The organism is Mumia sp. ZJ1417 (genome assembly GCF_014127285.1).
Lineage (GTDB): Bacteria > Actinomycetota > Actinomycetes > Propionibacteriales > Nocardioidaceae > Mumia.
On the sequence record NZ_CP059901.1, the window covers coordinates 1,164,889 to 1,185,656 of the forward strand.

Sequence of the window (20,768 nt, forward strand, 5' to 3'; positions counted from 1 at the left end):
TCAGGCGACCGATCGCCGGAACCCTGCCCGGTAGTCGCCGGGGCTGACGCCGACGTGCCGGACGAACAGTCGCGAGAACGCCGCCGGGTCGCGGTAGCCGACGTCGCGGACGACCTCCTGCCACGTCCGGTCGCTGTGCTCGAGGAGGTGCTGGGCGCGGCGCACCCGTACGCGCTGGAGGTAGGCGAGCGGCGTGCTGCCGGTGTCGGCCTTGTAGCGGCGCAGCATCGTCCGTGTGCTGGTGCCGAACGCCGCGGCGAGCGACGCGAGGTCGTACGGGTCGGCGAGCTGCCGGGTGAGCCAGCGCTCGACCTGCGCCGAGAACGCGCTGCCCGTCGACGGGAGCATCGCGCTGTCGACGTACGGCGCCTGGCTGACGCGCGCGTCGTCGACCAGGGCGACGCGTGCGGTGTGCCGAGCGACGGACGGCCCGCAGTGACGCCCGACGAGGTCGAGGACGAAGTCGTACATGGCGGTGAACCCGGCGGTGGTCGTGACGCCGCCGTCGTTGACCACGAGCGCCTCCGGCGTGACCGTCGTGCGGGGGAATCGCCGGGCGAGCAAGTCGGCGAACAACCATGACGTCGTCGCTCGTCGCGCGTCGAGCAGCCCCGCCTCGCCGGCGAGAAAGGCGCCGACGCAGATCGACACCACCGCGCGACCGGTCTCGGCGTGCGCGCGCATCGCCGCGACCTCCGGGCGCAGGTTTCGCAGGCGGTCGTCGAGGTCGAGCGACGGGACGAGCGCGAAGCCGGGAACGACCAGGACGTCGACCTCATGCACCGGTCGTATGCCGATCGGCACGTCGCCCGAGGCGAGGACACGCCGGCGCGGTGAGATCACGGAGGTCTCGAACGGCGCGCGGGTGCCGCCCTGCGCAGCAGACACGTGGGAAGCCATCGTGAGGAGGTCGACGACGCCGAAGACCTCTGAGGCGAAACAGTCCGGGTAGGCGAGCACACCGACCCGCAGCGCTTCCGTCATGTGGCGAGATTAGCCCGGATCGTGGCGTTCTCGCCCCTACGTGCACCGGCCCACAGCGGCGAGGATGGGGCGACACCGAGGAGAGGGAGGCACGATGACGAACGCTGAAGCGAGCACGGAGACGCTCGAGGGGTTCGTCCGCCGACGGTTTGCGGCGGAGGGCAGCGAGAAGGACGTACACGTCGCGGGGAGCGGACCCGCCGTCGTGGTGATGCCGGAGATGCCGGGGATCAGCCCGGACGTGCTGCGCTTCGCGCGGTGGGTCTGTGACGCCGGGTTCACGGTGTACGTCCCGTCGCTGTTCGGTGTCGACGGGGCGTACCCGACGGCCGAGGACGGCGCTGCGGTGATGAAGCGCGCCTGCGTGAGCGCCGAGTTTCGTGCGTTCGCCGGTGGCGGCACCAGCCCGGTCGTGACGTGGCTCCGCGCGCTGGCACGACTCGCGCACGACGAGTGCGGAGGGCCTGGGGTGGGGGCGATCGGGATGTGCTTCACCGGCAACTTCGCGCTGACGATGACGCTCGAGCCCTCCGTCATCGCCCCCGTCCTCAGCCAGCCGTCGCTCCCGCTCGACGACCCGGCCGCGCTCGAGATGTCCGCGGAGGACGCCGACGCCGTACGAGAACGCTTCGTACGCGACGACTTGAGCGCTCTTGCGTACCGTTTCGCCGACGACCGCTGGTGCACGGGACAGCGGTTCGCGGCGTACGAGAAGCTGCTGGGCGACCGGTTCGACGGCCGCGTCCTCAACGGCGATGCCGCCAATCCGGAACCGCCGCCCTTCTTCCGGGACGTCGTCGGCACACCGCACAGCGTCGTGACCGCGCACCTGGTCGACGAGGCCGGGCACCCGACGGTGACCGCGCGGGACGAGATCCTCGCGTACCTGGCGGAGCGATTGCTGCCCGACGCCTGAGCGGCGGCGCGCTCAGCGGAGACGTCGGTGAAGCTCCTCGACGCCGTCGCCGTCGAGCGCCGCGCAGGAGTCCGGACGGCCCGCCATCGCCATCACCAGGTCGAGGAGGTGGCCGCGGAGGAGCGGGCCCCTCCCGCTCCGGAACGAGGTGTCGTCGGCCTCCAGCGCCAACCCCTTCACGAGTCCTCGGCTGTTGACCGCGAAGTCCTTCGCCGCGAAGAAGCGGGCGACCTCGCCGACGGCCACAGGGTCGGGCGTGACGGGGACACCCAGCGGGCGCGCGATGTCCTGACCGTGGACGATCACCTCCCCGAGCCATGCGGCGTGGTCCTTCGTCGGTGCGGTGGTGCTCGTGGCCGCCCTGCGGAACGCCTCCAGCGTCGCCGCAGGGGTGGCGCCGCGGTAGCGGGCAAGGCGGCGATCGTTGTGCCTGCTCGCGTTGAAGCCCGCGCCCGCCATGCTGCGGATCCACGCCCAGGTCCCTGTGCTCGCGCCGGCGGTGAGGTGGGCGACGACCTGGTCGACGGTCCAGTCGGAGCAGAGGGTCCTGGCACGCCAGTCCTCGTCGCTGAGCCCCTCCAGCATGTCCACGAGCCGAACGCGCTCGGCATGGATCAGGTCCCAGAAGTGTGCGTCAGTGATGGTCATCGCACGCGAGCCTAGTGTCGGATGCGGGTCCTATGCTCCGATGGTGCCGCGTTCCCCTGATGCCGGTCTGCCCGCGCGTGACGGTCTCCCGCTCCGCCTTCTCCTCGTTCTGGCGCTGTTGTCGGCGACCGCACCGCTGTCGGTCGACTTCTACCTCGCGTCGTTCCCCGCAATCGCGTCGTCGTTGGAGACCGATGCCGGGGCGGTGCAGCTGACGCTCACCGCGTTCCTCGTCGGGCTCGGTGTGGGGCAGGTGCTCTGGGGTCCGGTGACCGACCACCTCGGCCGCGTACGCCCGCTGCTCGTCGGGTGCACGGTCAGTACGCTCGCGGCCGCGGTGGCGGTGCTCGCGCCGACGATCGAGGTGCTCATCGGCGCCCGCTTCGTCCAGGCGCTGGCGGGCGCGGCCGGCATCGTCGTCGCGCGCGCCGTGATCGCCGACCTGCTCGAAGGCTTCGCGGCCGCTCGGGCGATGTCGCTCATGATGACGATCAACAGCATCGCGCCGGTCGCCGCACCCGCGATCGGCGGTGCGGTCGCCGGGCACGTGCCGTGGCGCGGTGTCCTCGGGATCGTGCTCGCGGTGACCGTGCTGCAGCTCGTCGGCGCACTCACGACGGTCCGCGAGAGCCTCCCGCCGCAGCGCCGTACGCCGCGGGTCCAGTACGCCTCGCTGGGACGGCTGTTCGGGCGCCCGGCGTTCCTCGGGTACGCAGCCACCGTGCTGTTCACCTTCGGCGCGCTGATGACGTACATCTCGTCCTCGTCGTTCGTCTACCAAGGCGTGCTCGGCACGACCGAGCTCGTGTACGGCCTGCTCTTCGCGCTGAACGCGATCGGCCTGACGATCGGCGGTCTGGTGTCCGCGCGGTTGGCCCGCCGCCGCGTCCACCCCGCCCGTACGGTCAGCCTGGCACTGCCCGTGACCGTCGCGTCGACGGCGGCCGTGCTCGTCGTCGCGGTCTCGCCGCTCCCCGCATGGGTGCTCGCGATGCCGCTGTTCCCTATGGTCACCAGCGCCGGGTTCGTGATGGGCAACACCAGTGCACTCGCGTTGCAGCAGAGCCGTGACGTCGCCGGAGCAGGCAGCGCGCTGGTCGGTGGGCTGATGTTCCTCTTCGGTGGCGTCGTCTCGCCGCTCGGCGGCATCGCCGGCGACGACACCGCGGTGCCGATGGCGCTCGTGATGGTCGTGTCGAGCGCCTGCGCGCTCGGGAGCTTCGTCCTGACCCGGCGCTACGTGCGCGGCCACCCCGCCGCCGAGCGGGCGTTCACGGCGGAGGTCGTCACCGCGGACCGATGATTCGAGGAGTCGCTGGCGGTCCACACCCTCGTACCCACCTGACCGTACGGAGGCACCTATGCGCCACGTCGTCGCCTATATGCTCGTCTCGCTGGACGGGGTCGCTGAGGGGCCCGATCAGTTCGTCTTCGACTTCGACGAGGTCATGGACGACAACCTGCGGCGGGTGATCGACGCGCAGGACACCGTGCTGCTCGGGCACCGCATGTATGACGAGTGGTCAGCTTATTGGCCGACGTCCGACCACGAGCCGTTCGCGACCTTCATCAACAGCGTGCCGAAGTATGTTGCCGCGTCGCGCCCGTTCACGCCGGACTGGGCCGACACGACAGTCGTCGACGGGTCGTTCGAGGACTGCGTGCGCGACCTCAAAGGGACAGAGGGTGGCGACATCGGGGTGCACGGAAGCCTGGCGCTGACGCGGTCGCTGCTCGCGGCGGACCTGGTCGACCAGCTACGCCTCGTGGTCACGCCCGTTGCCGTCGGTGAGGGGCGTCGACTGTGGGACGGCGTGCGCGACGTGCAGCGGTGGGAGCTCGAGCAGGTAGTCGGCGCGCCGACCGGGAGCCTGCTGGTCGACTACCGCCGTAGTGGCGCCTAACCCGAGATCAGCGACGCGAGCACAGCCGGTCGCCCCTCCGGCGGCAGGGCCTCGAGAGCGCCGACGAGCGCGCCCGCGCACATGTCGCGGACCTCGTCGACGGGGACGTCCGGAGCGGTGGTCGCCCACTCGTGCCCGACCGTGCGCAGGTGCAGGAGCCAGCCTCGTACGGCGAGGGTGAGCAGCGGGTGCGGCTCCTGGCCCGGCACGAGCACGGCGAGGATGCGCTCCTCGTGCAGCCGCGTCGACTCCTCCAGGATCGCCTCGATCTCGGGGTCGCCGCTGGCGGCGCCGCGGTGGATCGTGCTGACGCCGAGACGGTTGGCGGCGCAGTGCCGAAGGTAGCTCTCCACGCCGTCGAGGAGCTGCTCGCGCGGTCCGACGTCGGGCTTGGGCGTCGTGGCCTGAGCGAGCTGCTCGGCGGCCTGCGCGAGCAGCGCGGCGAAGAACGCGCGCTTGTTGGGGAAGTAGTGGTAGAGCAGTCCGCGGGAGACCTCTGCCATCTCGGCGACCCGCTCGATGTGGACGTCCTCGTACGGCTGCGTCGCGAACAGCTGCGCGCCGAGGTGCAGGAGCTGGGCGCGGCGCTGCTCGGGAGAGAGCCGGGTCCGGGTTGCCACGAGCAGAGACTACTTGACACGGGTTCAGCAACCGTTCAGGCTTGCTGAACCGACGTGCAACAAGGAGTTACCGATGCGCAACGCCTGGTCCGGACACACCTTCCCGCACCCCGCCGGGCGCCGCCGGTGGATGAAGGACGCCGGCAGCATGGACCCCGAGCGTCCCGTTCAGCACATCCTCGAGCACCACCGCGACCTCGGGCCGATCTTCGAGATCGTCGTCTTCGGCCAGAAGTTCGTCTTCGTCACCGATGCCGAGCTCGCCGCCGAGCTCAACGACGAGTCGCGCTTCGTCAAGGCCAACTCACCCGCGCTCGACGGCCTGCGCGGCATCGCCGGCGACGGCCTGTTCACGGCCTACAACCACGAGCCCAACTGGCAGCTCGCCCACGACCTGCTCGTGCCCGCGTTCACCAAGCAGGCGATGCAGCGCTACCACCCGGTCATGGCCGAGACGCTCGACGAGCTGTTCGCGGTGTGGGACGCCGGCTCCGGACGCGTCGACCTGGCGGCCGACATGACCCGCCTGACGCTCGAGACGATCGGACGTACGGGGTTCAGCCAGGCGTTCGGCTCGTTCACGACCGACGAGGTGCACCCCTTCATCGAGGGCATGGTCACCGCGCTCACGCTCGGGCGGCGCAAGGGCGTGCTCATGGCGCTGCCCGGGGCGAAGCTCCTCGAGCGTCGGCTGGACCGCAAGCACGCCGACCAGCTCGACTACGTCCGCCAGTTCCTCGACGACATCGTCGCCGCGCGCCGCCGCTCGGGCAGCACGGACACCGACGACCTGCTCGGCATCATGCTCGACCAGGCGCACCCCGAGACCGGCGAGCGGCTGAGCGACGAGAACATCCGCTTCCAGATCCTCACGTTCCTCGTTGCCGGTCACGAGACGACCTCGGGTGCGTTGTCGTTCGCGTTCTACTACCTCGCGCGCCACCCCGAGGTGCTCGCCAAGGCGCAGGCCGAGACCGACGCGATCCTCGGGGACGACCCTGACGCGACGCCGTCGTACGAGCAGGTGGCGCGCTTCCGCTACCTCCGCAAGGTGCTCGACGAGTCGCTGCGGCTGTGGCCCACCGCGCCCGGCTACGCTCGCAGCCCGCGAGAGACGACCACGCTCGGCGGACGCTGGACGATGACGCCCGACGACTGGGCGCTGGTCGTCCTGCCGCTCGTGCAGCGCGACCCGGCGGTGTGGGGCGAGGACGCGGACGCGTTCGACCCCGAGCGTCCGCGCCCCAGACTCGCGAGCACGGTGAAGCCGTTCGGCACCGGCGAGCGGGCGTGCATCGGACGCCAGTTCGCGGTGCACGAGGCGACGATGGCGCTGGCGCGCATCCTGCACCGGTACGACATCGCCGGCGACCCCTCGTACGACCTGCGCATCGACGAGCGCCTCACGCTGATGCCGGAGGGCATGGAGGTCACGCTCACGCGGCGCGAGGCGCTGACCGTACGGCCAGCCTGACCCTGCGTCAGTGCTTCTTGCGGCGTGGCACGACGTGCATGACCGCGACCGCGATCGCGCCGACGACGAGTCCGAGCAGCGCTGACGCGGCGGTGTTGACGAGCCACGGGAGCGTGCTGCCCATGGCCGGCACGGCGTCGTGCACGAGCTCCTCGAGGTGGTGCACGGCGTCGTACAGGCCGTGCCAGCCCAGCTCGTCCACTCCGACGAGCAGGATGTGCCCGCCGACCCACAGCATCGCGGCCACGCCGACGACCGAGAGCGTCGCGAGGACCACGGGCATGGCGCGGACGAGGAAGCGACCGACGGCCTGCGAGACGGCCGAGGTGCGGGTGGCCATCGAGAGGCCGATGTCGTCCATCTTGACGATGAGGCCGACCGCGCCATAGACGAGCGCCGTGATGCCGACCGCGACGAGGGCGAGGATGAGCGCGCGCGACACGAACGGCTCGTCGGCCACCTCGTTGAGCGCGATCACCATGATCTCGGCCGACAGGATGAAGTCGGTCGTGATGGCGCCGGAGATCACCTTGCCCTCTTCGACGGGGCCCTGCGACGACGAGGGGACCTCGGGCGCGTGGTGGCCGGACAGCTTCTCCCAGAGCTTCTCGGCGCCCTCGTAGCAGAGATACGTCCCGCCCAGCATGAGGATCGGCGTCAGCAGCCACGGCGCGAACTGGCTCAGGAGCAGCGCGACGGGAAGGATGAAGACCAGCTTGTTGCGCAGCGAGCCGATCGCGATCTTCTTGATGATCGCCAGCTCGCGCTCCGGGCGCAGGCCCTGGACGTAGCGAGGGGTCACCGCGGCGTCGTCGACGACGACCCCAGCGGCCTTGGTGCTCGCGCGTGCCGCGGCGGCGCCGACGTCATCGACCGAGGCCGCCGCCAGCTTGGCGAGGGCGGCGATGTCGTCGAGGAGGGCGGCCAGTCCGGCGCTCACGCGCGGGGCCCCGTCGGCAGGCGGTGCAAGATCACGGGCACAGCGTACGGCCAGTGCCGGACCGGGCCGGATGACGCGGCCTTGTTACCGGCGGGTACGGTGTGACCTCCGTCTCGGAAGGACCCCTTCATGTCGTCAGCAGATGCCCCTGTTTCCCGGCGACGCCGGCGCTTCACCGTCAAGCGCATCCTCGTCGCGCTCCTCGCACTGGTCGTCCTCGCCGCGGTCGCGTTCTTCGCGCTCGCACCCGGGATCGTCGAGAAGGGCATGAACGAGATTGTGACCGAGCCGCTGCCCGAGGTCACCGACGAGACGCAGGCGCTTCACGACTCGCTGACCATCCTCGACATGCACTCCGACACGCTCCTGTGGAAGCGTGACCTCCTCGACCGCAGCGACCGTGGGCATGTCGACCTCCCGCGGCTGCAGGACGGCAACGTCGCGCTGCAGGTGTTCTCGTCGGTGAGCAAGTCTCCGAAGGGTCAGAACTTCGACTCCAACAGTGCCGACACCGACAACATCACGCTGCTGACATTCGCCCAGCTCCAGCCGCCGCGGACGTGGACCTCGATCTTCGAACGCTCGATGTACCACGCGGAGAAGCTCCAGGACGCCGAGGAACGGTCCGAGGGCGCGCTGCGCCTCGTCCGTACGAGCGACGACCTCCAAGGCCTCATCGCCGACCGCGCCGCCGGCAAGGACGTCACGGGTGCGCTGCTCTCGCTGGAGGGTCTGCAGCCGCTCGAGGGCGACGCCGACAACCTGGGGCGCCTGTACGACGCGGGTTACCGCATGGCGGGCTTCACGCACTTTTTCGACAACGAGGTCGCGGGCTCGATGCACGGTGAGGAGAAGGAAGGCCTCACCGACCTCGGGCGCGAGGTCTTCGACGAAATGGAGGAGCTCGGGATGATCGTCGACGTCGCGCACGCGAGCCACACCGCTGTCGCCGAGATGCTCGCACGCGCCACGAAGCCGGTGGTGTCCAGCCATGGGGGCGTCCAGGCCACGTGCGAGGTCAACCGCAACCTCACCGACGACGAGATCCGTGGCGTCGCTGCCACGGGAGGCGTCGTCGGCATCGCCTACTTCGACGGCGCGGTGTGCGACACCAGGGTGAAGGCGGTCGTCGACGCGATGGTCCACGTCCGCGACCTCGTGGGCATCGATCACGTCGGTCTCGGCAGCGATTATGACGGCTCGGTCGCCGTCGGCTGGGACACGTCCGAGCTCGCCGTCGTCACGCAGGAGCTGGTCGACCGTGGCTTCAGCGACGCCGACGTCGCTGCGGTCATGGGCGGTAACGTGCAGCGCGTGATGACCGAGGTGCTGCCGAAGGGTTGACCGCGGGCGTCGCGTACGCCCGTGAGCGGGGGCTCGACAACGCGAGGATCACCAGGATGTTGACGCCGACCGTCGGGAGGTGGGTCAGCGTGATCGGCTGGTCACCGCCAACGTCGGAGGCGAAGGCGGTCACCGTCGCCACAGCGCACAACGTCATGAGCACGAGCCGCGCGAGATTGCTGCCCCGCAGCACGGCGACGGCGAGCACGAGGTCGACGAGGCCGTACACCGCAAGCACGAGTGCACTCCCGCGCGCCGCGGCCTCGACGTCCCGGGTCGTCAGGTCGGCGCCGGCGTGAGTCACGGTGTCGGCGACCAGGTCGGGGGCCACCACCACAAGGACGACGGCGATGAGGATGCCGAGCGCGCGCAGCACGGCGACGCCGGCCCCGAAGGCGGTCGGTGCAGGCAGGCGTATGCGGCCGTCGGCGGGCGGCGCCACCGGATCCGGCGGCGCGTCCACGGTGCTCAGGTCCACGACGGGCAGATCGCCGTCCGTCTCGATCGCGTCGCCCCCGCCGTTGCGCGCGTGGTAGCCGGTGGAGAAGTCCTCGATGACGTTCACGGTCACGGAGGGGTCGGCACCGGTGACCGTCGCGAGGACGAAGTCCCGTTCGACATCGGTGTCGCGGGCGATCTTGTGGGTGATCTGCAGGGTGAACGTGGACAGGCCCACGCTGCGGTCGTACGTGCCGGCGGCGAGCCAGTCCACCGCAAACCCGCCGGGTAGCTTCCACCCGTCCGGGCATCGCCAGAACCGGACGTGGTGGCGCTGCGAGGGGCTGCCGTCCACCTCCCGCTCGTACGCGAAGTCCTGCTGCCGACCGAACAGCACGAGCGGGCTGACCGGTGCTCCGGTATCGCTGCGTCGTCGCAGGGTCGACGTGACGATGCGCATGCCGGACCGCAGGTCGAGATCGTCCGCGCGGGTCCAGCCGCCCTCGCGCATCGCGCGGTGGACCTGCTGCTCGCGACCGCGGAAGGCGAGGTTGACGGGATCGCCGAGGCGCCCGTCGGCGGTCCGCGCGCGGCCGATGAAGTAGCCGGGCACATAGATCTGCGTGAGGATCCGGTGCAGCCGGGGGAGCAGAAGATAGGCGACGAACAGCCAGAAGACGACCAGCAGACCCGACTGCCAGCCCCGGCGGGCCCCCTCGACGAGCAGCAGGTAGGCGAACCACGCAGCCGCCAACGCCGAGAACGCGAAGAACGCGTGGTCGATCCCGTTCGCGACAGACGCGCGGATCGTGAATCGTCGTCGCGTGACCCCCATGGGACCCAGTGTGCGCGACGCGGCTGTCCGCCGTCAGCGAACGACGGTCGGTGATCCGGGGTGCACCGGACTAGCGTGGAGCAGGTGAATGCGCCTGCACCCAGCACGGTCGCCGAGCTCCGCGCCTCCGGCCACGTCCAGAAGTCCCTCCGCGAGGAGGTCCGCGACAACCTGCTCGCCGCGCTCGCCGAGGGGCGTGATCCCTGGCCCGGCCTGCACGGGCTCGACGACACGGTCATCCCGCAGCTCGAGCGCGCCCTGATCGCCGGGCACGACGTCGTGCTCCTCGGCGAACGCGGCCAGGGCAAGACCCGTCTGCTGCGCTCGCTCGCCGGGCTCCTCGACGAGTGGACCCCGGTCATCGAAGGATCCGAGCTCGGCGAGCACCCGTACGAGCCGATTACCCCGGCCTCGCGTCGGCGCGCGAGCGAGCTCGGCGACGCGCTGCCGGTGGTGTGGCGCCACCGCGACGAGCGGTACGCCGAGAAGCTCGCGACGCCGGACACGAGCGTGGCCGACCTGATCGGCGACGTCGACCCGATGAAGGTCGCCGAAGGGCGCTCGCTCGGCGACCCTGAGACGATCCACTTCGGGCTCGTGCCGCGCTCCCACCGCGGGATCGTCGCGATCAACGAGCTGCCCGACCTCGCCGAGCGCATCCAGGTCGCGATGCTCAATGTGATGGAGGAGCGCGACATCCAGATCCGCGGGTACGTCCTGCGGCTGCCGCTCGACGTCATGGTCGTGGCGACGGCCAACCCGGAGGACTACACGAACCGCGGGCGCATCATCTCGCCGCTGAAGGACCGCTTCGGCGCGGAGATCCGGACGCACTACCCGCTGGAGCTCGAGGACGAGATCGCCGTGGTCCGGCAGGAGGCCGCGCTGGTCGCGCAGGTGCCCGACTTCCTGCTCGAGATCCTCGCCCGGTTCACGCGGGCGCTGCGCGAGTCGCAGGCCGTCGACCAGCGTGCAGGTGTGTCCGCACGGTTCTCGATCGCAGGTGCGGAGACGGTCGCGGCCGCGGCGCTGCACCGCGCGACCGTACGGGGCGAGGACACCGCCGTGGCCCGTGTCGTCGATCTCGAGACCGCCGTGGACGTGCTCGGCGGCAAGGTCGAGTTCGAGACCGGCGAGGAGGGTCGCGAGCGGGCCATCCTCGAGCACGTCCTCCGTACGGCGACCGCCGAGACCGTACGCCACCGGCTGCGCGGCATCGACTTCGCGCTGCTCGTCGAGGCGTTCGCGTCCGGTGCGACGGTGACGACCGGCGACCAGGTCACCGCGAGCGACTTCCTCGCGGGCCTCCCAGTGCTGGGAGAGTCGGCCCTGTACGACGAGGTGATGGCCCGGCTCGGCGCCACCGGCGACGGCGAGCGGGCGAGCGCGCTCGAGCTGGCGCTGGAGGGGCTCTTCCTCGCGCGCAAGATCAGCAAGGACTCCGGTGGCGGGGAGACGGTGTACGGATGAGCGCGGCAGGTGACAGATGAGCAGGCACGAGAGCCGGTACGGCCGGTACGCGGGCGGTGATCCGCTCGCGCCACCGGTCGACATCGCCGAGGCGTTGGAGGCCATCGGCGAGGACGTGATGGCTGGATACTCGCCCGAGCACGCGATGCGTGAGGTGTTGCGGCGCGGGACGGACGGTCAGCAGGGCCTCGACGACCTTGCACGTCGCGTCGCGCAGCGCCGGCGCAGCCTGCTGGAGCGTCACGACCTCGACGGCACGCTGCGCGAGGTGCGCGAGCTCCTCGACCGGGCGGTGCTCGAGGAGCGCAAGCAGCTCGCCCGTGATCTCGACGACGACGCACGCTTCGCGGAGATGCGGATGGAGAGCCTGCCGTCGTCCCCGGCGTCCGCCGTCTCCGAGCTGGCGGACTACTCCTGGCGCAGCACGCAGGCGCGCGAGGACTTCGAGCGGATCAAGGACCTGCTCGGTCGCGAGATGCTCGACCAGCGCTTCTCCGGCATGAAGCAGGCGCTCGAGAACGCCACCGACGAGGATCGCGAGGCCGTCGCCGAGATGGTGCGCGACCTCAACAGCCTGCTGGACGCGCACCGGCGCGGGGACGACACCGAGGAGCAGTTCCGGGAGTTCATGGACAAGCACGGGGACTTCTTCCCGGAGGACCCGCAGAACGTCGACGAGCTGATCGACGCGCTCGCCGCCCGCTCCGCCGCCGCGCAACGGATGCTCAACTCGATGACTCCGGAGCAACGCGAGGAGCTGATGGCGCTGTCGGCCCAGGCCTTCGGCAGCGCCGATCTCCAGGACGCGCTCGGGCAGCTCGACGTCAACCTCCAGGCGCTTCGGCCCGGCGAGGACTGGTCGGGGTCGGAGCGTTTCGACGGCGAGCAGGGGCTCCGACTCGGCGACGGCACCGGCGTCCTGCAGGAGCTCGCGGACCTCGACGCGCTCGGCGAGCAGCTCTCGCAGTCCTATCCCGGGGCGCGGATGAGCGACATCGACGTCGACAAGCTCGGCGACCTCCTCGGTGAGGACGCGGCCGTCGACGCGCGTGCGCTCGCCGAGCTCGAGCGGGCATTGCGCGAGAGCGGCGCCCTCAAGCGCGGGACGGACGGCGGGCTGCGCCTCTCCCCGAAGGCGATCCGCCAACTCGGACGGTCGCTGCTGCGCGACGTCGCGAACCGGATGTCCGGCCGCCAGGGTGCCCGCGACGTCCGGCGTGCGGGCGCAGCCGGCGAGCTCTCGGGCGAATCGCGCGAGTGGGAGTTCGGTGACACCGAGCCGTGGAACGTCACGAAGACGCTCACCAACGCGGTCCTCCGTACGACCGCCGAGGGCGGCGACGCCGGTGCAGGGGTCCGGCTCAACATCCGAGACGTCGAGGTGAGCGAGACCGAGGCGCGCACGCAGGCCGCGGTCGCGCTCCTCGTCGACACGTCGTTCTCGATGGCGATGGACGGGCGGTGGGTGCCGATGAAGCGCACGGCGCTCGCGCTCCACACGCTGATCCAGAGCCGGTTCCGCGGGGACCACCTGCAGCTCGTCGGGTTCGGCCCGTACGCCGAGGTCATGGACATCGACCAGCTCACCGCGCTCGACGCGAAGTGGGACAAGGGCACCAACCTGCACCACGCGCTTCTGCTCGCGCACCGGCACTTCCGCAAGCACCCCTCCGCGCAGCCGGTGCTGCTCATCGTCACCGACGGCGAGCCGACGTCGCACCTCGAACCCGACGGCGAGGTCTTCTTCACGTATCCGCCGTCGCCTCGTACGGTCGCGCACACCGTCCGTGCCCTCGACGACGTCGGGCGGCTCGGCGCGCAGACCACGTTCTTCCGCCTCGGCGAGGACCCCGGGCTCGCGCGGTTCATCGAGCAGATGGCGCGGCGCGTCGATGGACGCGTGGTCGCGCCGGAGCTGGAGGACCTCGGCGTCGCCGTCGTCGACAGCTATCTCGGGTCTCGTGACAGCGGCAGTGCGTACGGCGGCGGGTCGTACGGAGGGTGGTTCGGCGGTCGCGGATTCTGGGTGGACGAGTAGGCGTCTGTGCCTGAGAGACTGCCGAGATGAGCAGCGAACGGCAGTTCCCGGACATGTGGGTCGACCCCCAGGACGACCCGCGCGACTCCGACGCGCAGTCAGTCGGCGAGCGCGAGACGCTCCTCGACTACCTGCGCGTGTACCGGCTCACGCTGCGGATGAAGTGCGACGGTCTCGACGCCGAGCAGATGGCGCGCCGCTCGGTGCCGCCGTCGACGATGTCGCTGCTGGGCCTCGTACGGCACATGGCCGATGTCGAGCGGACCTGGTTCCGGCAGCGGATGGCGGGTGAGGACGCGCCGCGCTACTACCGGACGGCGGAGGACCGCGACGCCGACTTCAACGGTGCGGTCGCCGACGACGAGGTCGTGGCCGACGCGTGGCGCCGCTGGGAGGACGAAGTGGCGTACGCGGAGGCGTTCGTCGATGGCGTCTCGGACCTCGGCACGGTCGCGCGCGACACCGAGCGTGGCGAGATCCCGCTGCGCGACGTGCTGGTGCACATGATCGAGGAGTACGCGCGCCACGCCGGTCACGCGGATCTCCTCCGCGAGTGCATCGACGGGCGTACGGGGCAGTAGCCCGTCAGCGGGCGTGCAGGCGGCGGTCGAGCGTCGCGGCGGTGCTCCGTACGGCGGTGACGACCGCGTCGGCGGAGACGTCCGCCGACGACTCCCACGTGACGGCGACGGCAGCACGGACCGCAGGCGCGCTGAGCGCGACCGCGACGGACCGGAACCCCGGCGTCACCTCGCCGTCCTCGGTGGCATGCCCGCGGCGCCGGGTCTCGCCGAGCAGGTCACGCAGCTGGGTCGGCGTCGCAGGGCCGACGTCCGTACGGCTGACGAACGCGGCGGCGTCCGGATAGAGGGCGCGCACCTGCGGCCGGGCGAGCGTCGACAAGATCGCGCGCCCGGATGCGGTCAGGTGCGCCGGAAGCCGTACACCCACGTCGGTGACCAGCGACGGGCGGCCGGGGGCCCGCTCCTCGAGGACGTAGAGCACGTCCGAGCCGTGGAGGACCGCCAGGTGTGCGGACTGGCCGAGCGTGTCGACGAGGCGGGCGAGCGGGACCCGGGCGAGGCGGGCGAGCGGTTCCTGCTGCGCGAAGGCGAGCCCCACCTCCCACGCGCCGACCCCGAGCCCCCAGGTGCGGTCCTCGGGGTAGTGGACGACGAAGTCCTCCTCGGCCATCGCCGCGAGCAGGTGGTACGTGGAGGAGCGGGGCAAACCGATCTCGCTCGCGATGCGGCTCGCGGGGACCGGGACGGGCTGGCCCGACAGGAACCGCAACGCGCGCAGCGTCGCGGTCGCGGCGGGGACAGCACGGGACATGGGGTCAGTGTCTCGGATCCGAGATTGCCGCGCCGTTCGGCGGCGCTCTGCGCGGTCGATCGGTGTCACATGGCGGCCCCGATCTGACCGCAATGGCCGCTGTCTCGGATGCGAGACACGAGCCAGCGCGGCGCCGTAGCGGTGCGGCACGCCCGCGCCGTGGAATGGACCCATGCACACCGTCATCGTCGGCCCCGGGCCGCTCGCCCCCGAGGACGTCGTCGCCGTCGCCCGCGACGGAGCCCGCGTGGCCCTGTCCGAGGAGGCACGCTCCGCGATCAAGACCGCCCGTACGCACGTCGAGGCGTTGGCCGCCTCCGACGAGCCGGTGTACGGCGTCTCGACGGGGTTCGGCGCGCTCGCGACACGGCACATCCCGGCCGAGCAGCGCACGCAGCTCCAACGCAGCCTGATCCGCTCCCACGCGGCCGGCACCGGCCCGCAGGTCGAGGACGAGGTCGTACGGGCGCTCATGCTGCTGCGCCTGTCGACCATGGCCAGCGGGCACACCGGCGTGCGGCTCGAGGTCGCCGAGGCGTACGCGGCGATGCTCAACGCGGGCCTGACGCCCGTGGTGCGCGAGTACGGCAGCCTCGGCTGCTCCGGCGACCTCGCGCCACTGTCGCACTGCGCCCTCGCGGTGATGGGGGAGGGCGAGGTCAGCGAGGACGGTGTTGTACGCCCTGCGGCCGAGGCGCTCGCCGACCACGGGCTGACCCCCGTCGTCCTTGCCGAGAAGGAAGGCCTCGCGCTCATCAACGGCACCGACGGGATGCTCGGGATGCTCGTCCTCGCGCTTCACGACGTGCGGGCCCTGCTCGACGCCGCCGACCTCGCGGCCGCGATGAGCATCGAGGGCCAGCTCGGGACGGATCAGGTGTTCTCCGCGGAGCTGATGGCCCTGCGGCCGCACCCGGGGCAGGCCACGTCGGCCGCGCACCTGCGGACGCTGCTCGCCGGCTCGGAGATCGTGGCGAGCCACCGGCACGGCGACGGGGTGGTCCAGGACGCGTACTCGCTGCGCTGCACTCCTCAGGTCCACGGCGCCGCCCGCGACACGCTCGACCATGCGGCCCTCGTCGCGGGGCGCGAGCTCGCCTCCGCGATCGACAACCCGTCGGTCCTCGCGGACGGGCGGGTCTCGTCCCACGGGAACTTCCACGGCGCCCCGCTGGCGTACGTCCTGGACTTCCTGGCGATCGCGGTCGCCGATGTCGCCGGCATCAGCGAGCGCCGTACGGACCGGTTCCTCGACGTCTCGCGCAACCGCGGGCTGCCGCCGTTCCTCGCCGACGACCCAGGTGTGGACTCCGGCGCGATGATCGCGCAGTACACGCAGGCCGCCCTCGTCGCGGAGCTCAAGCGCCTCGCGGTGCCGGCCAGCGTCGACTCGATCCCGTCGAGCGCGATGCAGGAGGACCACGTCTCGCTCGGCTGGTCCGCGGCCCGCAAGCTCCGCAGGGCCGTGGACGCCCTCACCCGGGTGCTCGCGATCGAGATCATGGTCGCCGCGCGCGGGATCGATCTGCGCGCGCCGCTCGCGCCGTCGCCGATCACGGGCGCGGCGATCCGTACGCTCCGCGAGCACGTCCCCGGGCCCGGCCCGGACCGCTTCCTCGCCCCCGAGATCGATTCCACGGTCACCCTCGTCCGTACCGGCACGCTCCGTCCCCGATTTGGGCAGTTCCCCACCGAATCACCAGTGCGAATCGGTGGGGAAGTGCCCGAATCGGGGACGGGACCTGAGCAGGAGGCACCACGATGAGCCACGAACCCGTACGGGCGCCGCGGGGCACCCAGATCACCGCCCGCTCGTGGCAGACCGAAGCCCCGTTGCGGATGCTGATGAACAATCTGGATCCGGAGGTCGCCGAGCGCCCCGAGGACCTTGTCGTCTACGGCGGTACGGGACGCGCCGCGCGCAGCTGGGAGGCGTACGACGCGATCGTCCGCACGCTGCGCACCCTCGACGACGACGAGACCCTGCTCGTGCAGTCCGGCAAGCCGGTCGGCGTGTTCCGTACGCACGCGTGGGCGCCCCGCGTCCTCATCGCCAACTCCAACCTGGTCGGCGACTGGGCGACGTGGCCCGAGTTCCGGCGGCTCGAGGCCGAGGGGCTCACGATGTACGGCCAGATGACGGCCGGGTCGTGGATCTACATCGGCACGCAGGGGATCCTCCAGGGCACGTACGAGACCTTCGGCGCCGTGGCGCGGAAGCTGTGGGGTCTCGACAGGCTCGACCGACGGGGTGACAGGCTCGACCGACGGGGTGACAGGCTCGACCGACCGACCCTCGCCGGCACCCTCACCCTCACGGCCGGCTGCGGCGGCATGGGCGGCGCGCAGCCGCTCGCGGTCACGATGAACGAGGGCGTGGTCCTCGTCGTCGACGTGGACGAGACGCGGCTCGCGCGACGCGTCGAGCACGGCTACCTGGACGAGTACACCGCCGACCTCGACGACGCCGTCGAGCGCGTCCTCGCCGCCAAGAAGGACCGCCGCCCGCTGTCGGTCGGGGTGGTCGGCAACGCGGCGACCGTGTTCCCCGAGCTGCTCGCGCGCGGCGTCGAGATCGACATCGTCACCGACCAGACGAGCGCGCACGACCCGCTGAGCTATCTCCCCGAGGGCATCGACGTCGCGGACTGGAAGGCCGAGGCGGCGCGCGACCCGGAGGGGTTCACCGCACGCGCCCGCGCGTCGATGGCCAAGCACGTCGAGGCGATGGTCGGGTTCATGGACGCCGGCGCGGAGGTGTTCGACTACGGCAACTCGATCCGCGACGAGGCACGCCAGGGTGGGTACGCCCGCGCGTTCGCGTTCCCCGGCTTCGTCCCCGCCTACATCCGCCCGCTGTTCTGCGAGGGCAAAGGCCCGTTCCGGTGGGCGGCGCTGTCCGGTGATCCCGCCGACATCGCGGCCACCGACCGCGCGATCCTCGATCTGTTCCCCGAGGACGAGCACCTGCGCCGCTGGATCACGCAGGCGGGGGAGAAGGTCCACTTCGAGGGGCTGCCGGCGCGCATCTGCTGGCTCGGGTACGGCGAACGGCACCGCGCCGGGCTGCGTTTCAACGAGATGGTCGCGTCGGGCGAGCTGAGCGCGCCGCTCGTCATCGGGCGCGACCACCTCGACTCCGGCTCGGTCGCGTCGCCGTACCGCGAGACCGAGGCGATGGCCGACGGCTCCGACGCGATCGCGGACTGGCCGTTGCTCAACGCGCTGCTCAACACCGCCTCCGGCGCGACGTGGGTGTCGCTCCACCACGGCGGTGGCGTCGGGATCGGCCGCTCGCTCCACGCGGGGCAGGTGATCGTCGCCGACGGGACCCCGCTTGCCGCCGAGAAGATCGAGCGGGTCCTCACGAACGACCCTGGGACGGGCGTGATGCGGCACGTCGACGCCGGGTACGACCGGGCGCGCGACGTCGCGCACGAGCGTGGCGTGCGCGTGCCGATGGAAGAAGCGCCGATGGAGGAGGCGTGAAGCTTCTCGTCCCGATCGAGCGCGTCGGTCGCGATCCCCGTACGGGCGGCTATCGCCGCTTCGCGTGGAGCGACGCCGACATGGAGCTGCGCGAGTGGTTCGCCGGTGAGGCGGCCGCGCGCGGCATGGCGTACGAGGAGGACGGCAACGGCAACCAGGTGGCGTGGTGGGGGGAAGGATCCGACGCGCTGCTGCTCGGCTCGCACCTCGACTCCGTCCCGGACGGCGGCGCATACGACGGTCCGCTCGGCGTCGTCTCCGCCTTCGCGGCGCTCGATCAGCTGCGCGCAGACGGCTTCACGCCCTCGCGTCCGATCGCGGTCGCGTGCTTCGCCGACGAGGAGGGGGCGCGCTTCGGGGTCGCGTGCGCCGGCTCGCGCCTCGCCGCCGGCACGCTCGACGCTGACCGTGCGCTCGCGCTCAAGGACCGCGACGGGCTCAGCCTCGCGGAGGTCCTGACCGCCCGCGGGCGAGACCTCCGTAGGGTCGGCCGGAGCGCGTGGCTCGGCCGCATCGGCGCGTTCGTCGAGCTGCACGTCGAGCAGGGCCGCGCGCTCGTCCACTCCGAAGACGCGGTCGGTGTCGCGACGGCGATCTGGCCGCACGGGCGGTGGCGGCTCGACTTCGAGGGACGTGCGGACCATGCCGGGACCACGCCGATGGAGGACCGGCGCGACCCGATGCCCGCGTACGCCGCCACCGTGGTCGCGGCGACCCGGCGGGCGTACGAGGAGGGCGCGCGGGCGACGTTCGGGCGGATCACCGTCGAGCCGGGCGGTGCGAACGCCATCCCGTCGAGGGTCACCGGCTGGCTCGACGCCCGTGCGGACGACGAGGCCGCCCTAGCCCGGATGCTCGACGCGATCCTCATCGACGCACGCGAGGCGGCCTCGGCGTCACGCGTGCGGGTCGAGGTCGCGGTCGAGTCGTCGAGCCCGGCGGTCGCGTTCGACCTCGACCTGCGTGAACGCCTCGCGCAGGTCCTCGATGCCCCGCTGCTGCCGACAGGGGCGGGTCACGACGCGGGCGTGCTCAGCGCCTTCGTACCGACGGCGATGCTGTTCGTCCGCAACCCGACCGGCGTGTCCCACTCGCCGGAGGAGTACGCCGACGACGCGGACTGCGCCGCAGGCGTCGAGGCACTCGCACGCGTGGTGCGGGAGCTCGCATGAGCGGCTTCCCCGGGCTCGCCAACTGTCACAGCCACGTCTTCCACCGGGCTCTGCGCGGGCGCAGCGTCGGCGGCGACACGTTCTGGGCCTGGCGGGACCAGATGTACGCCGTCGCGGGCGTGCTCGACCCGGACCTCCTCCACGACCTTGCCGTGGCGACGTACGCGGAGATGCGGCTCGCGGGCATCGGCGTCGTCGGCGAGTTCCACTATCTGCACCACGGCCCGGACGGTGTCCCGTACGACGACCCGAACGCCACCGGCGAGGCGCTGATCGCTGCTGCGCGCGAGGTCGGGCTGCGGATCTGCCTGCTCGACACGTGCTATCTCGCGGCGGGGTTTGGGCGGCCTGTTGAGGGGGTCCAGCGGCGCTTCTCCGACGGTGACGCCGAGGCCTGGGCGCTGCGCGTGAGCGACCTCGCCGCCCGCCACGCCGGTGCGGACGACGTCGTGGTCGGCGCCGCGATCCACTCCGTACGGGCGGTGCCGCCGGGCCAGCTCGGCACGGTCGCCACCGCACTCCCGGAGGCGCCGCTGCACGTCCACGTCTCCGAGCAGCCGCGGGAGAACGAGGACTGCCTCGCCGCCACCGGCCATACCCCGGTCGCTTTGCTCGCCGACGCCGGCGCCTGGACGCCCCGCACGACGGCGGTTCACGCCACGCATCTCACCGAGGCCGACATCGCGACGCTCGGCGACGCGCGGGCGTACGTGTGCTTCTGCCCGACCACCGAGGCCGAGCTTGCGGACGGCGTCGGACCGTCGACCCGGTTGCGCGACGCCGGGGCGCGGCTCACGCTCGGGTCGGACAGCAACACAGTGATCGACCTGTTCGCGGAGGCGAGGGCGGTGGAGATGCACGAACGGCTGGTCAGCGGCACGCGCGGGGCGTGGAGCGCGGCGGAGCTGACGGAGGCGGCGACGCGGACGGGCTACGCCTCGCTGGGGTTCGCACCGGATCTCGCCGGCGCCGACGCGTCGACGCTGCGCGACTCCGTACGGCTCGCTGGCGCGGTCGAGCCGCTGTGGGCCGCGACGGCCGCGGACGTGGAGCCGCCCAAGGACCTGCCGTACGAGGCCGACGAGATCGCCGAGCGGATGCGCCGCGCGGTCGCCGCGATCTGGGGGCGCGTGTGAGCGGGGTTTCGACAGGCTCAACCGG

Annotated in this window: 18 protein-coding genes; 12 read left to right on the forward strand and 6 right to left on the reverse strand. The window is 71.7% G+C overall.

Annotated elements, in window-relative coordinates; all coding sequences use genetic code 11:
- Entirely contained in the window at window positions 1–984 is a 984-nt protein-coding gene (locus H4N58_RS05540) for a GlxA family transcriptional regulator (RefSeq protein ID WP_167252042.1), read from the reverse strand.
- A 94-nt stretch (window positions 985–1,078) separates the two neighbouring features.
- Between H4N58_RS05540 and H4N58_RS05545 the strand changes: the two genes are divergently transcribed.
- On the forward strand, window positions 1,079–1,900 hold the full coding sequence (locus H4N58_RS05545) for a dienelactone hydrolase family protein (RefSeq protein ID WP_167252041.1): 822 nt from the start codon (window positions 1,079–1,081) through the stop codon (window positions 1,898–1,900).
- A gap of 12 nt (window positions 1,901–1,912) precedes the next feature.
- On the opposite strand, the gene H4N58_RS05550 is transcribed toward H4N58_RS05545, so the two are convergent.
- Entirely contained in the window at window positions 1,913–2,548 is a 636-nt protein-coding gene (locus H4N58_RS05550; protein WP_167252040.1) for a maleylpyruvate isomerase family mycothiol-dependent enzyme, read from the reverse strand.
- 43 nt (window positions 2,549–2,591) lie between these two features.
- Here H4N58_RS05550 and H4N58_RS05555 point away from each other — a divergent pair, with 43 nt between their 5' ends.
- Together H4N58_RS05555 and H4N58_RS05560 are read left to right on the forward strand one after the other, a co-directional pair.
- Window positions 2,592–3,851 (forward strand): multidrug effflux MFS transporter, encoded by a 1,260-nt coding sequence (locus H4N58_RS05555; protein ID WP_243845186.1) that lies wholly within the window; start codon window positions 2,592–2,594, stop codon window positions 3,849–3,851.
- A 58-nt stretch (window positions 3,852–3,909) separates the two neighbouring features.
- Window positions 3,910–4,452, forward strand: coding sequence for a dihydrofolate reductase family protein (locus H4N58_RS05560; protein WP_167007353.1), 543 nt, complete (start codon window positions 3,910–3,912; stop codon window positions 4,450–4,452).
- Here the strand turns inward: H4N58_RS05560 and H4N58_RS05565 are convergent.
- Window positions 4,449–5,072 (reverse strand): TetR/AcrR family transcriptional regulator, encoded by a 624-nt coding sequence (locus H4N58_RS05565; protein ID WP_167007356.1) that lies wholly within the window; start codon window positions 5,070–5,072, stop codon window positions 4,449–4,451. The genes H4N58_RS05560 and H4N58_RS05565 overlap by 4 nt on opposite strands.
- Window positions 5,073–5,145: 73 nt before the next feature.
- Between H4N58_RS05565 and H4N58_RS05570 the strand changes: the two genes are divergently transcribed.
- Complete coding sequence (locus tag H4N58_RS05570) at window positions 5,146–6,546, forward strand: cytochrome P450 (protein ID WP_167252038.1); 1,401 nt, start codon at window positions 5,146–5,148, stop codon at window positions 6,544–6,546.
- A 7-nt stretch (window positions 6,547–6,553) separates the two neighbouring features.
- On the opposite strand, the gene H4N58_RS05575 is transcribed toward H4N58_RS05570, so the two are convergent.
- Window positions 6,554–7,486, reverse strand: coding sequence for a DUF808 domain-containing protein (locus tag H4N58_RS05575; protein WP_167252037.1), 933 nt, complete (start codon window positions 7,484–7,486; stop codon window positions 6,554–6,556).
- 129 nt (window positions 7,487–7,615) lie between these two features.
- Here H4N58_RS05575 and H4N58_RS05580 point away from each other — a divergent pair, with 129 nt between their 5' ends.
- Window positions 7,616–8,830 (forward strand): dipeptidase, encoded by a 1,215-nt coding sequence (locus H4N58_RS05580; protein WP_167252036.1) that lies wholly within the window; start codon window positions 7,616–7,618, stop codon window positions 8,828–8,830.
- Here the strand turns inward: H4N58_RS05580 and H4N58_RS05585 are convergent.
- A complete protein-coding gene (locus H4N58_RS05585) occupies window positions 8,778–10,103 on the reverse strand; it encodes an LssY C-terminal domain-containing protein (RefSeq protein ID WP_167252035.1) in 1,326 nt (441 codons plus the stop codon). The genes H4N58_RS05580 and H4N58_RS05585 overlap by 53 nt on opposite strands.
- Window positions 10,104–10,178: 75 nt before the next feature.
- On the opposite strand from H4N58_RS05585, the gene H4N58_RS05590 reads away from it, so the two are divergent.
- The 3 genes from H4N58_RS05590 to H4N58_RS05600 are packed head-to-tail and all read left to right on the forward strand — an operon-like array spanning window position 10,179 to window position 14,192.
- Window positions 10,179–11,573, forward strand: coding sequence for an AAA family ATPase (locus tag H4N58_RS05590; RefSeq protein WP_370465457.1), 1,395 nt, complete (start codon window positions 10,179–10,181; stop codon window positions 11,571–11,573).
- 16 nt (window positions 11,574–11,589) lie between these two features.
- The gene (locus H4N58_RS05595) at window positions 11,590–13,611 is read left to right on the forward strand and encodes a VWA domain-containing protein (protein WP_167252033.1); all 2,022 of its coding nucleotides are present in this window, start codon (window positions 11,590–11,592) and stop codon (window positions 13,609–13,611) included.
- Between the two features lie 26 nt (window positions 13,612–13,637).
- Window positions 13,638–14,192 carry a DinB family protein gene (locus tag H4N58_RS05600; RefSeq protein ID WP_208322489.1) on the forward strand — a complete coding sequence of 185 codons (555 nt, stop codon included), beginning with the start codon at window positions 13,638–13,640 and terminating at the stop codon, window positions 14,190–14,192.
- 4 nt (window positions 14,193–14,196) lie between these two features.
- Here H4N58_RS05600 and H4N58_RS05605 read toward each other — a convergent pair whose 3' ends face one another.
- Complete coding sequence (locus H4N58_RS05605; protein WP_167007377.1) at window positions 14,197–14,946, reverse strand: IclR family transcriptional regulator; 750 nt, start codon at window positions 14,944–14,946, stop codon at window positions 14,197–14,199.
- Between the two features lie 172 nt (window positions 14,947–15,118).
- Here H4N58_RS05605 and hutH point away from each other — a divergent pair, with 172 nt between their 5' ends.
- The 4 genes from hutH to H4N58_RS05625 are packed head-to-tail and all read left to right on the forward strand — an operon-like array spanning window position 15,119 to window position 20,743.
- Entirely contained in the window at window positions 15,119–16,711 is a 1,593-nt protein-coding gene (hutH, locus tag H4N58_RS05610) for a histidine ammonia-lyase (protein ID WP_167252032.1), read from the forward strand.
- Window positions 16,708–18,435: a urocanate hydratase gene (gene hutU, locus H4N58_RS05615; protein WP_167252031.1), complete on the forward strand. Its 1,728-nt coding sequence runs from the start codon at window positions 16,708–16,710 to the stop codon at window positions 18,433–18,435. The genes hutH and hutU overlap by 4 nt, the downstream gene beginning before the upstream one ends.
- The gene (locus H4N58_RS05620) at window positions 18,432–19,607 is read left to right on the forward strand and encodes an allantoate amidohydrolase (protein WP_167252030.1); all 1,176 of its coding nucleotides are present in this window, start codon (window positions 18,432–18,434) and stop codon (window positions 19,605–19,607) included. The genes hutU and H4N58_RS05620 overlap by 4 nt, the downstream gene beginning before the upstream one ends.
- Window positions 19,604–20,743, forward strand: coding sequence for a formimidoylglutamate deiminase (locus H4N58_RS05625; RefSeq protein WP_167252029.1), 1,140 nt, complete (start codon window positions 19,604–19,606; stop codon window positions 20,741–20,743). Before H4N58_RS05620 ends, H4N58_RS05625 begins: the two co-directional genes overlap by 4 nt.
- Window positions 20,744–20,768: the final 25 nt, after the last annotated feature.